This is a genomic window from Vagococcus acidifermentans, from assembly GCF_003987655.1.
Lineage (GTDB): Bacteria > Bacillota > Bacilli > Lactobacillales > Vagococcaceae > Vagococcus_B > Vagococcus_B acidifermentans.
This window is the reverse complement of record NZ_NGKC01000008.1, coordinates 37,056-51,920: the sequence shown is the minus strand read 5'-3', so window position 1 is coordinate 51,920 and position 14,865 is coordinate 37,056. Positions and strand designations below refer to the sequence as shown.

The following is a 14,865-nucleotide window of genomic DNA, read 5'->3' as shown; positions in this document are numbered from 1 at the left end:
AGCCTGAAGCAGCAGCTTCAGGCTCGTTTATGTCTATCTCAAATATTTACGGGCATGGTGGTCTTCGACAATGGCATTGACGATGGATAGCACAACAGCCATCATCAGAGCTGACCAGAAACTTGAAAATGCAAAGGCGTGGGTACCCACAACCAGCGAGGTCAGCTTCAGCATTAACCCATTGATGACAAAGCTGAACAACCCGAAAGTTAAAAAGGTAATCGGCAGTGATAAAATATACAACACCGGTCTAACCAGCGTATTTAATATCGACAGCACGAAACTTGCAACAAACGCAATGACTAAACTGCTGACATAGATTTTTGACGGAAACAAAACGGCCATCGAAATAAACGCAAGCGTCGTCACAATCAATCGCTGCAGGTAAGTCATTAGAAGTCGCTCCAATCATCATCAGAATTATCTTCGGGGTCCAGCTTCTCGGCCTCTTTTCTTGGTCGTTTCCGGCCGGTGTGATTGGTGTAAAAATATTTTTTACTTTGACCTCCGTAGTTCTCACTGCGGTTCTGGTTGTAATCGTGGTAGCCGCGTCCCCCTGACGGCATTAAAACCATCAGCGCAATGTATAGGAAGAACCCGGGGAACATTGCTGTAAACATTGACAAAAAGACATAAATGACTCGCACTATTGTCGGGTCGATATTCAGGTATTCTGCGATTCCTCCCAGACAACCGGAAATGACAATATTGTTATTGGATTTAGTTAATCTTCGTCTCACTTGCTTTCACCTCTTCGCTCAATTTATTCATGGAAAACCTATTTGTCAGTGTCTTTCAAGTAAACATTACCAGTTGTTGTGTTAAGAATCAAATAGGCTGTTTGTTCACCGGCAGACCGTCTCATTTGAATCATGTGACTGTTCCGGCTCTTCTTCTCTTTAACTGTTTCAGCATGGCTGAAGCGGTTTTTGACGCTGCCCAGATTAGTTTTAGCTGTCACATCAAAGCTGGCGTCGGCCGGCAATGCGACTTTGATTTGGCCGTTGACTGTCGTTGCATTCAGTTTGGCAAGATTGGCCTTGTGCGCGGTCACTTTAATATCGCCGTTAATCAACGAGATGCTCATGTTTTCCACATCGGATTGAATGACAAACTCACCGTTGACCGATTCGCCAAGCAAATCAATGACATGGCTGTCTTTCACTTTGACTGTGCCGTTGACGCCTTCCACTTCCAGCATCGTCGCACTCAGCTTGTCAAACGTCATATCGCCGTTTGTGCTCTTAGTGAAGATGTCTTTGACGTCAAACTCCGTGATTTTCACTGCCCCGTTCAACAATTTGATGGACACATGGTCATACACACGGGCCGGCAAGTAAAAGACCAAGTCGGCTTTCACGCGTTTGTTCGGAATTTGGAACGAAATTTTTTCATCCGTGACGTCCAAATCGCTGCGCTCCAGAAATGCCTCGAACGGTGTCGCGGCATCCATCTTGCCGTACAGCTTGATCGCCGCTTCGACTTTGACGTCCGGTCTGTCCCACTGCTTCAGTTTGACTTCACCGTTTGCCACTTTGATATCCACAATCGTGGCGCTGTTGTCCGGGTAGACAAATTCATGACTGAAGCTCTGGCTCGCAACTCCGGGCACTTTGATGTTTACATCTTTCCAATCGACGTTGTCGTTGACTGTCGTCGTCACAGCATCAATGGTCTTCTTCAAAAAGCTCCCCAGCTGGTTGCCGGCTTCGCTCATTTTTTCTCCGACCTGCGAGAATGTTTCGTTGGCTGTTTCTTTCCAGTCTTCCGGTATTTCGAATTTATACATCCATTCGTCTTTGGCACTTTCTTTTTGCTGTTTGCGGATGTCCTTCAGCTGGTCTTCCAGAATAGCTTTTTCTGATTCCAGTTCGCTCAGATTGCTTTGCAAGTCGCTCATCCGTTCAGTCAAAGCCTCACGTTCTTGTTCTTTCTCCTCGGACAAGGTTTCCAAATCCTCCATCGTGTCCAGAACCATAATCTGTTCTTCCGTATCCCGGATGTCCGTCTTCACCTTTTGAATCGTCACATTGAGTTCATCCAGTTGTGCGGATGCCTGATTGGCTTTGGTCGCCAGCTCTTCCAAAATCTGTTCAAGCCGTTCTTTGTCGCGGGCTTCGTTTTCTTCAAATTTTTCGAAAGCACGGCGCTCGTCTTCTTCAAGCTCTTTTTTGAAATCTTCGTGACTCGTCTGTTCAATTTTATCAATAGTACTTGAATGTTCCTGTTTTTCATCCAAAGTACTTGGCTTTTTAACTTTTTCAGCTTCCAGATCAACCAGCGACTCATCTTTTTCCGTAGCTATATTTTCCAGTAAAACAAGCGCTTCTTCTGTGGACAGTATCCCTTGCTTCACCAGTTCTAAAATACGTTCACGCTCTCTCATTATGTGCAGCCTCCTTAAATTAGGTCACTTTCGCTAATTACTCTACTTTACATATCCTATTATGCTAGGTTTACCCCTGTTTGTCATAGGACCTGAGAATGATTTCTGTCTAAAATTCTGGTCTTATCTTGAATTCAGCCGGCAAACCCGATAGACTCTCCGCCAAAATAAGAAAAAACCATTGAATCTAAAAGATTCAATGGTTGATTGTTTGACTGTTTTAAATGCCTAAAAATGGTCCTGGATTCAAGTAACCGCTCCAAAATCCGGTACTGATACCGAAGTGGAGATGCACACCAGTGGAATCCCCGGTCGTGCCCATCAATCCGACGACATCGCCTGCCTGAACGCTGGCTCCGACACTTGCCACATGCTGGTTCAAGTGCAGATAGTACGTGTAGTAGCCGTTGTCATGCTGGATGATGATGTGATTGCCGCCGCCTGGTTCAAAGCCGGCTGCAATGACTGTTCCCGCTCTTGCCGCCATGACAGGTGTGTTCATGCTTCCGCCGAAGTCGATACCGCTGTGGAAATTACCGGCATTGCCTGTCGGGTCGGCACGGTAGCCGAAGCCGCTGGTAACAACTAAACTGCTTAACGGGCTTTGGAAACCTGAACCGGTCTGAGGTGCCGGCGTTTGCGGTTTCGTCTGTGCGCCGCTGTTCGCCGTACCTGATGAAGAAACGTTGTTTGATTGCGACACATTTTCTTCGCCGGTCACTTTTTGAACGGCAGCTTGAGTTGCCTGTTCTGCCTCTTTTTGCTGCTTCTCAAGTTCTTTCTGTTTGCGGGCAGCTTCTGCGGCAATCCGTTCTGCCTCAGCTTTTTGGGCAACGTACTCAGCTTTTTTATCCTTTTCGTTTGCCAAATTATTCAAAATATCGTTTGCCAGTTTGACCTGTTCAGCTTTGGAAGCTTCCAGTTCAGTCTGTTTTACCTTAAACGCTTCTTGTTTTTTGGTAATCGCTGCAACTTTTTCTTCCAACGTCTGTTTTTTCTGTGCTAAATCATCTTTGTCGCGTTTCTGGTCTTCCATGATGCTGTTGTTGGCAGAAACCAGTGTCCCGTAAGCCAGTGTACGGTTGATGGCATCAGAGACAGAATCAGCTTCCAGCAAGACGGAAACAATGTTCTGCTTGTCTTGGTTGACCTGTGTCTCACGCGCTTGTTCGTCGATTTTTTCAGAACGCTTTTGAATCGCTTCTTCCAAGTCAGCTATCTCTTTGTTTAATTGGGCGACTTCTTGTTCAAGAGCCACCTTTTCATCCAACAGCTGCTGCGTCTCTTCTTTAAGAGTGGCAATTTGTGATTCAAGACCTGCCAGTGTCTTGTCAGCTGCGGCTTTTTGATTATTTAAATCATTTATTTTTTGTTCTTGTTGATTGATTTTATCGTCAATATTTGTTGCTGAAACAGAGATAGGTGACGAGATAGTTAATGTAGCGATAGTTACCAAGCTAATGGCAAAAGATTTTTTATTCAACATATATATAGCTACCCTCATTCCTAAAATGATATTACTCATCTACTATATCATAAAAAAAACTGTAAAAGATTACAGATTCTTTACAATCAGGCTTTATTATATTACATCTAACGGCAAAACGCCGCTGTCCGGTGAAAAACGGACAGCGGCGTTTTTGGATAGCTCGAACCGCGTTATATTTCTTCCGTGCGGTTCGAATTTAATTCTGATATTTTTCCTGTTTTCAAATAGACAATCCATTCGCAAATATTGGTCACGTAATCGCCGATACGTTCTAAATACCCGGCCACTTGCAAGTAGTCTGCCCCGACAACGACTGTTTCCGGATTTTCCTTCATGGCATCAATACATTTTTTGTAAATGGAACTGAATTGCTGATTGACTGCGGTATCGCTTTTGGCCACGTCTTTCGCTTTTTTCTCATCCGTGATCACATACGCATCCAGCACATCGTCGACCATTTCAGTTACCATACCGGCCATCTGCTCGATGTCTTCTTCAATTTCCAGCACGCGCTTGCTGCCTTTGACACGAATGGTCGATTTGGCGATGGACACCGCGTGGTCGCCCATTCTTTCCAAATCCGAACTCGCTTTTAATACGGTTACCAGCGTACGCAAATCTGTCGTGACCGGCTGCTGCAGTGCAATCATTTCAAAGCTCTTCTTTTCCAAGCTGACTTCATAGTTGTTGATGTCGGCATCATGCTCAATCACTTCGAGCGCCAGTTCTTTATCATGGTCGATAAACGCTTTGACAGAATTGTTGATCGCAATGCTGACTTCGCGTCCCATTTTGTAAAATTGTTCGTGCAAATTTTTTAAATCTTCTTCAAACTGCGTTCTTAACATAATGTCACTCTCCTCATTTAGCCAAATTTACCCGTAATATAATCTTCCGTTTGCTGCTTCTCAGGATTAAGGAAGATTTTTCTGGTCTTGTTGTACTCAATCAAATGTCCGTCCAAAAAGAAAGCTGTCTTGTCGGAAATCCGCGATGCCTGCTGCATATTGTGCGTGACGATAATCATCGTGTATCTGTCTTTCAGCTCCAGCAGCATGTTTTCGATTTTCCCGCTGGAAACAGGGTCGAGGGCACTGGTCGGTTCATCCAGAAGAATCACATCCGGTTTAACTGCCAATACCCGGGCAATGCACACCCGCTGCTGCTGCCCGCCGGACAATGACAGGGCGCTTTTATTCAGCTTGTCTTTCACGTCGTCCCACACCGCCGCAGCTCTCAAACTCGTTTCTACGATTTCATCCAGCTCGCTTTTATTGGTTTTGCCGTCCAGCTTCAATCCGTAAATCACATTTTCATAGACAGAAAACGGAAATGGATTCGGCTGCTGGAACACCATGCCGATTTGCTTCCTAAGAGCAACAGTATCCGTCTTGGGACTGTAAATATCTTTCCCCCGAAACGTTACTTTGCCTGTGATGGTGACATTAGGTATCAAGTCATTCATCCGGTTCAGCGTCCTCAGGAAAGTTGACTTGCCGCATCCTGAAGGACCAATCAGCGCTGTAATCCCCCCTTGTTCAAAATCCATGGTGATGCCTTTGAGTGCTTCGTTCTTACCATAATATAAATGTACGTCGTTTGATTCGATAATCGCCATTGTTCTCCTCCTTAACCAAAGTGCCCTGATACATAATCTTCTGTCGCCTGGATCTTTGGCCGAGTGAATATGCGGCGTGTCTGGTCATACTCAATGACTTTCCCCATGTAGAAAAAGGCGGTATAGTCGCTGATCCGGGACGCCTGCTGCATATTGTGCGTCACGATGATGATTGTATAGTCCTCTTTAAGGTTAATCAGCGTTTCTTCAACTTTACTGGTCGAAATCGGGTCGAGGGCACTCGCCGGCTCATCCAGCAGCAGGATATCCGGTTTCATGGCGATTGCTCTAGCAATACATAGGCGCTGCTGCTGCCCGCCGGACAGTGCGAGCGCACTTTTATGCAGATTGTCTTTGGCCTGATCCCACAACGCAGCCTGTTTCAAACTCGTTTCCACGATTTCATCCAACTTTTTCTTGTCTTTCATGCCGTGCTGTTTCAAGGCAAATGTGATATTTTCATAAATGGATTTGCTGAACGGGTTCGGCCGCTGAAACACCATGCCGATATGTTTACGCATTTCATACACATCCACTTGCTTTGAATTGATGTCGGTATTCTGGTACATGATTTCACCGGTTACTTTAGTATGTGCAATTTCATCATTCATCCGGTTCAACGACCGCAAATACGTCGACTTGCCGCAACCGGACGGCCCGATCAGCGACGTGATTTTATGCTTCTCGAACGCCAGCGAAACACCCTTGATTGCCTCGTTGGTCCCATACCAGACATGGATATCATTTGTCGCCAAGGCAATATCATGTGTCGTCTTGTCCAGTTCGATGATGTGTGTATCTGTTAAACTGTATTCTTTCATGTCTTGTCTCCTATTATGCTGATGTCATTTTTTTGTGAATCCTCTTGCCAAGGAAGCGTGCGAGGAAGTTAAATAACAACACAGCAATAATCAATACAGCCGAGGCGCCTGCTGATACTTGGGCACCATCGGGCATGTTACCTTCACTGTTGACTTTCCAGATGTGCACTGCCAGTGTCTCCGCCTGCCGGAAAATATTCAGCGGACTGGAAATACTTAACGGGTTCCAGTTCGTAAAATCAAGAGCAGGAGCGCTCTGCCCGGCAGTGTAAATAAGCGCTGCCGCCTCGCCGAAAATCCTGCCGGCACCTAAAATGACACCTGTCAAAATGCCCGGCAAGGCTTCCGGTATCACAATTTTGGTGACTGTTTCCCACCGGGACAGCCCTAATGCCAACCCGGCTTCACGCTGTGTGAAGTGGACCGCGTTCAGCGATTCTTCCACGTTACGGGTCAATAGCGGCAAGTTAAAGAAGGTCAGTGCCAGCGCACCTGAAATTATCGAGAATCCCAAATCGGCCTGAATAACGAACACTAAAAAACCGAACAGACCGACAACAACACTCGGCAGCGAACTCAATACCTCAATAGCTGTCCGGATGATGTCCGTCAAGCGGTTCTTTTTTGCATACTCCGACAAATAAATACCGGCTCCCAGTGAAATCGGCACACTGATAATCATTGTAATCAGCAAAAGATAAAATGAGTTAAACAGTTGAATACCGATACCGCCGCCCGGCTCGAAACTTTTGGACGGCTGGGTCAAAAACTGCCAGTTGATATGCGGCAGGCCCCGTGCCAGTATGTATAAAATCAAGCTTGCCAAAATCAAAATAATGATACCGGCAATCCCATACAAGATACCTGTGGCTATCTTGTCAGAACGTTTTGCATTCATGTTACTTCATTTCTCCCTTCCTGCCGATGAACCGGATTAAAATATTAAACAAGAGAGACATTAACAGCAGCAGTAATGCCAGAGACCATAAAATATTGTTCTCCAACGTTCCCATAATCGTATTGCCGATGCCCATTGTCAGCACACTTGTCAGGGTCGAAGCCGGGGTAATCAGGTTATGCGGCATCAGTGTCGCATTACCGATAACCATCTGGATAGCCAGTGCTTCCCCAAACGCACGGGCCATGCCGAATACAACGGCTGTCAAAATACCGGGGACAGCTGCACGCAGCACGACTTTATAGGTCGTCTGCCAGCGGGTCGCTCCAAGAGCCAGCGATGCTTCCCGGTAATATCTGGGAACTGCCTTCAGCGCATCAACCGTCATTGAAGTCACTGTCGGCAGGATCATGACAAACAGCACAAATGTTCCGGCGAGCAGACCAAAGCCTGAACCGCCGAAAGTCATGCGGACTGCCGGAACGATGACCGACAAACCGATAAATCCGTAGACAACGGACGGGATACCTACTAAAAGCTCAATGACGGGCTGTAAAATTTTCGTGCCTAATTTAGGCGAAATCTCTGTCATAAACACTGCTGCCCCGATCGCAAACGGTGTGGCGACAATCGCAGACAGCAGCGTCACAATAAATGAGCCGGCAATCATCGGCAGTGCGCCGACCATTTGCTTGCCCTCTTCTGTGACGTTCCCCGGACTCCATTCAGTCCCGAATAAAAATTCAAAAAAATTCACTTTATCTACAAAGAATGTTGCCAGACCTTTGCTTGCAACAAAATAAAATATCGCAACGACTACTGCAACAATCAGTATGATAGCTAAAAAACTGATTGTCTTGCCGAATTGTTCCAACTTGGCTTTTTTGGATTTCTTCAACAACTGATTATGAACCTCTTCCATAACCATGACCTCCTAAACTCTTTTTCACCTGCTATTTTGGTGTGGTGTTGCCTTCAGCATCTCTTTCGACCTGCATGCTTGACATTGAGATATAGCCCAGCTTCGGCACCAAGTTGTCTTGCACTTCATCTGACATCATGTAGGCAAGAAAGTCCTTGGTCAACCCTGTCGGCTGGCCCTTGGTGTACATATGCTGATAGGACCAGATGACCCAGTCATTCGTTTTGACATTTTCTTCTGTCGGCTGCACATTGTCAATGGACAAAGTGGCAACGTCCTCTGTGACATAAGAAAACGCGACATAGCTGATAGCGCCCGGTGTCGTACTGACAATCTGGCGGACCATCCCGGTCGATTCCTGTTCTTGCGTACGAACAGACTGCTCACCGTCCAGCACCCATTGTTCAAAGGTGTAGCGGCTGCCGCTGCCTGATGCACGGTTTAATACAACAATCTCCTGATCATCTCCGCCGACTTCCTGCCAATTTTTGATTTCCCCGGTAAAAATTTTTTTCAAGTCCGCCATGGAAATGTCGCGAATGCCGACACCTTTATTGACAATCGGCGTCAACCCGACGACTGCTACTTTATGACCGACCAGCGCCTCACTGTCTATCCCTGGTTTTTCTTCAGCAAACAAATCTGAATTACCAATATCAACAGCACCGGCCTGTACCTGACTCAGCCCCGTGCCGCTGCCTCCTCCTTGAACGTTGATGAATTTTCCAATATTTTCGCTGCTGAACTGTTCACTGGCAGCCTCCACCAGCGGTTGCATCGCAGAAGAACCGACAATATCGATGGATTCTCCTTTGTCCACCAGATTTGAACAGCCTCCTAAAAAGAAAAACGAGCACAATACCGATGCTTTCAAAAGCTTTTTCACAAAATAAGCCTCCTCATTAATTTCACATGATAAGTTAGAAAATTACTCCTCAGAATTAACATATAGGTTAGTATGAAAAAAAGCAAGTTTTTTTCATCTAAACGCCGAATGTAATCGCTTTATCCCAAAAACAGAAAATGTCTTTTTTATAAATTAACCCTTCACATTTAATGATATAATGTGGTATAATTAATAAGAAATCAGATATAGGTGATTATTTTTAACATAAATACCCTTTTTGTACATTTGTAGATAAGGCGTTTTTTTGTTTATTAATCGTTATCTATATGTTGATTTCTAGTCACTAAAAACTATAATCCCCATTATAAAAGTGACGAAAAATATCATCCCTTATGAAATGGTAAAAGGACGTTCCGCGGAGCGTCCTTTTACCATTTTTAAAACACCTTTCAGGCAAAAAATGTCCGAAAGGTGTTTTTCCATTTATATCTTCAAAAAACGTCTCATTGAAAGCACAGAGCCGATTGAACCGATGATAACGCCGACTGCTACCATCGCCACGTTCAGTTTCAGTACCAAATCGTCCGGTGTCATCAACTGGTAGCTGTTGCCCAGCATACTCTTTGTGACCATCAGAAAGACTTGCGTGTAGCCGAAACTCACTAAAAGAATCGGGATAACCGAGCCCAGCAGTCCGATAAAGGCACCTTCCAGGAAGAAAGGCCAACGGATGAACCCGTTTTTCGCACCGACAAGACGCATAATTTGAATTTCCCGTTTACGCGAAATGATGGTGATCCGAATCGTATTTGAAATCAGGAAGACTGCCACAAAGACGAGAAACACAGCAGCCGCACTTCCCCAGACACGCACATTTTTCGCAATCGTAAAGATTTTATCGGATGAGGAGCCGCCGTAGTCTGCTTTGTAAACATTGTTTAATTTAGACGCTGACTTTTGTACGGCTTTAGTCGCCTCGGTGGAGTCGGCCCCTACGATAAACACATCATACAGCGGGTTTTTATCCCCTTCGAACAGTTTCCATGTATCGCCCAGCCGGTCAACCAGCTTTTGATACTCCTGTTCACTGCTTGAAAATTCTACCTTCGTTACTCCGGGCAGTGCTTTCAGCTCGCTTTCCAGCTGGTCCAGCCCTTTTTCATCTGTGCCGATATCGACAAACACGGAAACATCAACATTGCTTTTGATGTCTTCCGCAATTTTACTCACATTTAAAATAACTGCCAGAAAAATACCGACAAGCGTCAGCGTCACTGTGACAGCGCTGACGGATGCCATCGTCATCCAGCCGTTCCGGCGAATACTTTTTAACGCTTCACCAATGTGACGAAAGAAATTTCTAATCATCGTATCCGTAATCCCCCTCATCTTGGTCTCTGGTGATCCGGCCGTTTTCAATTGCCAGTACCCGATGGCGAATGGTGTTGACGATCGTACTGTTGTGTGTCGCCATCACAACTGTCGTTCCCTGCGCATTGATGCGGTCCAGCAGCTCCATGATTTCCCACGAGTTGTCCGGGTCCAGGTTACCAGTCGGTTCATCGGCAATCAGCACTTTCGGCGTGTTGACAATCGCCCGGGCAATCGCCACACGCTGCTGCTCACCGCCTGATAATTCCGACGGGAACACGCGCACTTTATGCTTCAGTCCAACCAGATCCAATACTTCCATCACCCGTTTTTTGATTTCACGCGGGCGCTTGCCGATAACTTGCATCGCATACGCCACGTTTTCATAAACGGTTTTCTGCTGCAGTAATTTATAGTCCTGGAAGACAATCCCGATCTCTCTGCGCAAATAAGGAACATGGCGGTTTTTGATTTTCAGCAAGTCGTAGCCAGCCACATTCAGCTGACCCTTTGTCGCCTTTTCCTCTCGATACATTAGTTTTATAAAGGTTGACTTTCCGGCACCGCTGGGACCAACAACATAGACGAATTCGCCCTGATTAATGGTTACTGACAGGTTACGCAATGCTGTTGTACCGTTCGGGTACTTTTTCGTCACTTTCTTCATCTCAATCATTAGCATTCTCCCTAATTCATTTTTGCCTGATGACGTCGTTAAACCTCAAATTAGTATAGCATGAAACTGTGTTTATTGTTCTTTCATTTGTTTACAAATATGTTTCATTTTCCACTTATTCTGAAATAATCAGTCGTGCACCAGCTGTGTCCGCAAATAGACATCAATAAAGTCGTCAATCTCGCCGTCCATCACTGCCTGCACATTTCCGACTTCGTAATTTGTCCGGTGGTCCTTGACCATTGAATACGGGTGGAACACGTACGAGCGGATTTGCGAGCCCCAGCCGATTTCCAGTTGTTCCCCGCGGATGCTGGCGGCTTCCTGCTCCTGTTTTTCGAGCTCCAGCTGATACAGCTTGGCTTTCAGCATACTCATCGCCTGTTCCCGGTTCTTGATTTGGGAACGTTGGGCTTGACTCGACACGACGATACCTGTCGGCAGATGGGTGATGCGTACAGCCGATTCTGTTTTGTTGATGTGCTGGCCGCCGGCACCGCTGGCTCTGAACGTATCGACTTTCAAATCATCTGAATTGATGTCGACTGAAATATCGCCGTCCAACTCCGGCATGATGTCGACCGAGCAAAATGACGTGTGCCGCCGGCTCTGGGAATCAAAAGGCGAGATACGCACCAGCCGGTGAACCCCGCGTTCAGATTTCAAATACCCGTAAGCATTGTAGCCCTTGACCAGCAACGTGACACTTTTGATACCGGCTTCGTCGCCGCCCTGATAGTCAAGTGTTTCCACTTTGAAATCATGGCTTTCCGCCCACCGTGTATACATCCTCAGCAGCATGCTGCCCCAATCCTGGGATTCGGTCCCGCCGGCTCCCGGATGGATTTCCAAAATCGCATTATTTTTGTCGTAAGGATTACTCAACAGCTGAGACAGCTCAAACAGACCGGTTTTTTCTTTCAGCTCGCCCATGCGCATAGTCAGCTCTGTTTTCAGGTCTTCGTCGCCTTCTTCCTGATACATTTCGAGAAGAATCAGCAGTTCTTCCTGCTCATCTGCCAATTCCTTGAAACTGTTGTACTGATTTTTCAGCTGATTGGCATGGTCGATTACTTGTTGGGCCTTATCTGAATCATCCCAAAATCCGGGAACGCTCATGTCATGTTCCGTTTCAGCAATTTCTTCTTCCAAACGGTCTAAGTCAAAGTGACCTCCTAAAGTCATTGATTTTACTGGACAGTTCATCCAGTTCGGAACGCAGTTCGCTTATTTCCATATTCATTCACTCCCTATTCAAACATGAATGCGACTTAGCTTGAGCCAAGTCGCACCTTGATTATCGCCTATTGCGGTTTGCCGTGACAATTCTTATATTTCTTGCCGCTGCCGCATGGACACGGATCGTTTCTGCCAACCTTTTCCACTTTGATTGGTTTTTTCTTCTCATCGGAAGCAACACGTCCCTGTTCCTCAGTCGGTGTAACAGCTTCTCCGCGGGCAACTTGCTCACGCTGTACATTTTGACGGATTTCAGCTTTCATAAACAAACGTGTCACTTCATATTCGATGGCCCCGACCATGTCATTGAACATCTGGTAGCCTTCCGTCTGGTAATCCACCAGCGGATCGTTTTGGCCATAGGCACGCAAGCCGATCGACTCGCGCAACTGGTCCATTGCGTCAATGTGGTCTGTCCACTTGGTATCCACTACCCTCAGCACAACGACTTTCGAAAATTCCAGCATTTGTTCCGGGCTGGCAAGAATCCGTTCTTTTTCATTGTAGACATCTTCTGCTTTGCTGAAGATGAATGCAATGATCTCCTCAGGTGTTTTGTTCTCCAAATCAGAAACGGCAATCGCATTTTCGCTCGTGATAGCCGCGCCGGCAAAATCGACCAGCCCTTTCAGATTCCAGTCAGATTTTTCACCTTGTGTATGACTTTCTACATACCGCTCAATCGTGCGGCGCACCATGCCTAAGATAACGTGCTTCAAATCCGACTCGGCAGTGATTACTTGGTACCGCTGTTTATAAATGACTTCCCGCTGTTCACGCATGACATCGTCATACTGCAGGACATTCTTCCGCGTGTCGTAGTTATTTCCTTCCACACGTTTTTGTGCCGATTCGACTTGCTTGGACAGCATCTTGCTTTGAATTACCGCGTCTTCTTCTTCCAGATTCATCCGGTCCAAGAAGGCTTTGATCCGCTCGGAACCGAAACGCTTCATCAGGTCATCCTCGAGGGACAAGTAAAACTGTGTCACACCCGGGTCGCCCTGACGGCCAGAACGTCCCCGCAGCTGATTGTCAATCCGGCGGGACTCGTGGCGTTCTGTACCGATAACCGCCAGACCGCCCAATTCGACAACACCCATCCCCAGACGGATGTCCGTCCCACGTCCGGCCATGTTGGTTGCGATTGTGATTGCACCCTTTTGACCGGCATTCATGATGATTTCAGCTTCTTTAAAGTGGTTTTTCGCATTCAGCACTTCATGCGGAATTTTTTCTTTTGTCAGCATATTGGACAGCAATTCTGACGTTTCGACGGCGACCGTCCCGACAAGGACCGGCTGACCTTTACGGTACCGCTCCTCAATGTCTTTGACCACTGCCGCAAACTTGCTCCGCAGTGTCGGATACAGCAAGTCCGGGCGGTCATCCCGGATGACCGGCTCGTTTGTCGGTATTTGGATAACTTCCATATTATAAATTTCACGGAATTCTTCTTCTTCCGTTTTGGCAGTACCCGTCATCCCTGATAGTTTCTTATACATCCGGAAGTAGTTCTGGAAGGTAATGTTCGCCATGGTTTTTGTTTCATCTTCGATTTCAACGGCTTCTTTGGCTTCGATTGCCTGATGAAGCCCGTCGGAGTAGCGGCGGCCTTCCATGATCCGTCCGGTAAACTGGTCAACAATTAAGACTTTGCCTTCCTGAACAACATAGTCGATGTCGCGCAGCATGATATAGTTGGCGCGCAACGACTGGTCCAGATAGTGGGTCAGCGAGGTGTTTTCCAAATCGTACAAGTTTTCGATATGAAAATTCTCTTCTGCTTTATTGATCCCTTTTTCCGTCAGACTGATTGTTTTGGACTGGACATCAATCGTATAGTCCTCGTCCTCCACTAATGTTTTCACAAAATTATCAGCACGGTTGTACATTGCTGTGGATTTTTCCGCTTGACCGGAAATAATCAGCGGTGTTCTCGCCTCATCAATCAGGATTGAGTCCACTTCATCGACGACGGCAAAATTCAGCGGCCGCTGAACCATCTGTTCGCGGTAGACCACCATGTTGTCGCGCAAATAGTCGAATCCCAGCTCGTTATTTGTTGAATAGGTGATGTCGCAGGCATAGGCCAGTCTTTTTTCCTCAGAACTTTTTGAATTCAGGTTCAAACCGACTGTTAACCCGAGGAAATTATACAGCTCGCCCATTTCACTGGCGTCACGGGTAGCCAAGTATTCGTTGACGGTGACAACGTGGACTCCTTCGCCGGTCAGTGCATTCAAATAAACCGGCATCGTTGCTGTCAGGGTTTTCCCTTCACCAGTTTTCATTTCCGGAATATTGCCGTCATGCAGTACAATCCCGCCCATCAGCTGGACTTTATACGGATAGAGCCCGAGTACACGTCTGGCGCCTTCACGGACGACTGCAAAGGCCTCGACCAGCAAGTCATCCAGCGTTTCGCCTTTTTGATAGCGTGCTTTGAATTCTTCGGTCTTCCCTTTCAGTGCGTCATCACTCAGTTGTTCCATATCGTTAGCCAGCGCATCAATTTTATCTGCTATGTGCCCAAGCCGTTTTAATTCTTTTTTATCGCTCTCAATTATTCGCTTTAGAAAATTAGCCATTAAATAA

General features: G+C 46.4%; 14 protein-coding genes. All 14 read right to left on the bottom strand.

Annotated elements, in window-relative coordinates; all coding sequences use genetic code 11:
• Positions 1-33: 33 nt before the first annotated feature.
• The 14 genes from CBF27_RS08075 to secA all read right to left on the bottom strand — a co-directional run bounded on the left by CBF27_RS08075 (position 34) and on the right by secA (position 14,858).
• Entirely contained in the window at positions 34-393 is a 360-nt protein-coding gene (locus CBF27_RS08075; RefSeq protein WP_126813807.1) for a phage holin family protein, read from the bottom strand.
• Positions 393-740 (bottom strand): PspC domain-containing protein, encoded by a 348-nt coding sequence (locus tag CBF27_RS08070; RefSeq protein ID WP_126813806.1) that lies wholly within the window; start codon positions 738-740, stop codon positions 393-395. The genes CBF27_RS08075 and CBF27_RS08070 overlap by 1 nt, the downstream gene beginning before the upstream one ends.
• Positions 741-778: 38 nt before the next feature.
• Complete coding sequence (gene liaX / locus CBF27_RS08065; RefSeq protein ID WP_126813805.1) at positions 779-2,386, bottom strand: daptomycin-sensing surface protein LiaX; 1,608 nt, start codon at positions 2,384-2,386, stop codon at positions 779-781.
• A gap of 220 nt (positions 2,387-2,606) precedes the next feature.
• Positions 2,607-3,872: a murein hydrolase activator EnvC family protein gene (locus CBF27_RS08060; protein ID WP_170175053.1), complete on the bottom strand. Its 1,266-nt coding sequence runs from the start codon at positions 3,870-3,872 to the stop codon at positions 2,607-2,609.
• 173 nt (positions 3,873-4,045) lie between these two features.
• Entirely contained in the window at positions 4,046-4,723 is a 678-nt protein-coding gene (gene phoU, locus CBF27_RS08055; RefSeq protein ID WP_126813803.1) for a phosphate signaling complex protein PhoU, read from the bottom strand.
• A 17-nt stretch (positions 4,724-4,740) separates the two neighbouring features.
• Positions 4,741-5,493 carry a phosphate ABC transporter ATP-binding protein PstB gene (gene pstB, locus CBF27_RS08050; RefSeq protein ID WP_126813802.1) on the bottom strand — a complete coding sequence of 251 codons (753 nt, stop codon included), beginning with the start codon at positions 5,491-5,493 and terminating at the stop codon, positions 4,741-4,743.
• Between the two features lie 11 nt (positions 5,494-5,504).
• The gene (pstB, locus tag CBF27_RS08045) at positions 5,505-6,314 is read right to left on the bottom strand and encodes a phosphate ABC transporter ATP-binding protein PstB (RefSeq protein WP_126813801.1); all 810 of its coding nucleotides are present in this window, start codon (positions 6,312-6,314) and stop codon (positions 5,505-5,507) included.
• A 13-nt stretch (positions 6,315-6,327) separates the two neighbouring features.
• Complete coding sequence (pstA, locus tag CBF27_RS08040) at positions 6,328-7,212, bottom strand: phosphate ABC transporter permease PstA (protein WP_126813800.1); 885 nt, start codon at positions 7,210-7,212, stop codon at positions 6,328-6,330.
• Position 7,213: 1 nt separating this feature from the next.
• Positions 7,214-8,134, bottom strand: a complete 921-nt coding sequence (gene pstC / locus CBF27_RS08035; protein ID WP_126813799.1) for a phosphate ABC transporter permease subunit PstC — start codon at positions 8,132-8,134, stop codon at positions 7,214-7,216.
• A gap of 31 nt (positions 8,135-8,165) precedes the next feature.
• Complete coding sequence (locus tag CBF27_RS08030) at positions 8,166-9,020, bottom strand: phosphate ABC transporter substrate-binding protein PstS family protein (RefSeq protein WP_211334639.1); 855 nt, start codon at positions 9,018-9,020, stop codon at positions 8,166-8,168.
• A 444-nt stretch (positions 9,021-9,464) separates the two neighbouring features.
• Positions 9,465-10,349 (bottom strand): permease-like cell division protein FtsX, encoded by an 885-nt coding sequence (gene ftsX, locus CBF27_RS08025; RefSeq protein ID WP_126813798.1) that lies wholly within the window; start codon positions 10,347-10,349, stop codon positions 9,465-9,467.
• Positions 10,342-11,028, bottom strand: a complete 687-nt coding sequence (gene ftsE / locus CBF27_RS08020; protein ID WP_126813797.1) for a cell division ATP-binding protein FtsE — start codon at positions 11,026-11,028, stop codon at positions 10,342-10,344. Before ftsE ends, ftsX begins: the two co-directional genes overlap by 8 nt.
• Before the next feature lie 129 nt (positions 11,029-11,157).
• Positions 11,158-12,265 (bottom strand): peptide chain release factor 2 gene (gene prfB, locus CBF27_RS08015; protein WP_126813796.1). Its coding sequence is split into 2 segments (ribosomal slippage): positions 11,158-12,192 and positions 12,194-12,265, totalling 1,107 coding nucleotides; the frame shifts between segments, so codons are not numbered across the junction.
• A gap of 67 nt (positions 12,266-12,332) precedes the next feature.
• Positions 12,333-14,858, bottom strand: a complete 2,526-nt coding sequence (secA, locus tag CBF27_RS08010; protein ID WP_126813795.1) for a preprotein translocase subunit SecA — start codon at positions 14,856-14,858, stop codon at positions 12,333-12,335.
• Between the last annotated feature and the right edge of the window lie 7 nt (positions 14,859-14,865).

Coding starts and splice junctions, on each gene's coding strand:
- CBF27_RS08075 (WP_126813807.1), bottom strand. CDS start 393: ATGACTTACCTGCAGCGATTGATTGTGACGACGCTTGCGTTTATTTCG.
- liaX (WP_126813805.1), bottom strand. CDS start 2,386: ATGAGAGAGCGTGAACGTATTTTAGAACTGGTGAAGCAAGGGATACTG.
- CBF27_RS08060 (WP_170175053.1), bottom strand. CDS start 3,872: ATGTTGAATAAAAAATCTTTTGCCATTAGCTTGGTAACTATCGCTACA.
- phoU (WP_126813803.1), bottom strand. CDS start 4,723: ATGTTAAGAACGCAGTTTGAAGAAGATTTAAAAAATTTGCACGAACAA.
- pstB (WP_126813802.1), bottom strand. CDS start 5,493: ATGGCGATTATCGAATCAAACGACGTACATTTATATTATGGTAAGAAC.
- pstB (WP_126813801.1), bottom strand. CDS start 6,314: ATGAAAGAATACAGTTTAACAGATACACACATCATCGAACTGGACAAG.
- pstA (WP_126813800.1), bottom strand. CDS start 7,212: ATGAATGCAAAACGTTCTGACAAGATAGCCACAGGTATCTTGTATGGG.
- pstC (WP_126813799.1), bottom strand. CDS start 8,134: ATGGAAGAGGTTCATAATCAGTTGTTGAAGAAATCCAAAAAAGCCAAG.
- ftsX (WP_126813798.1), bottom strand. CDS start 10,349: ATGATTAGAAATTTCTTTCGTCACATTGGTGAAGCGTTAAAAAGTATT.
- ftsE (WP_126813797.1), bottom strand. CDS start 11,028: ATGATTGAGATGAAGAAAGTGACGAAAAAGTACCCGAACGGTACAACA.
- secA (WP_126813795.1), bottom strand. CDS start 14,858: ATGGCTAATTTTCTAAAGCGAATAATTGAGAGCGATAAAAAAGAATTA.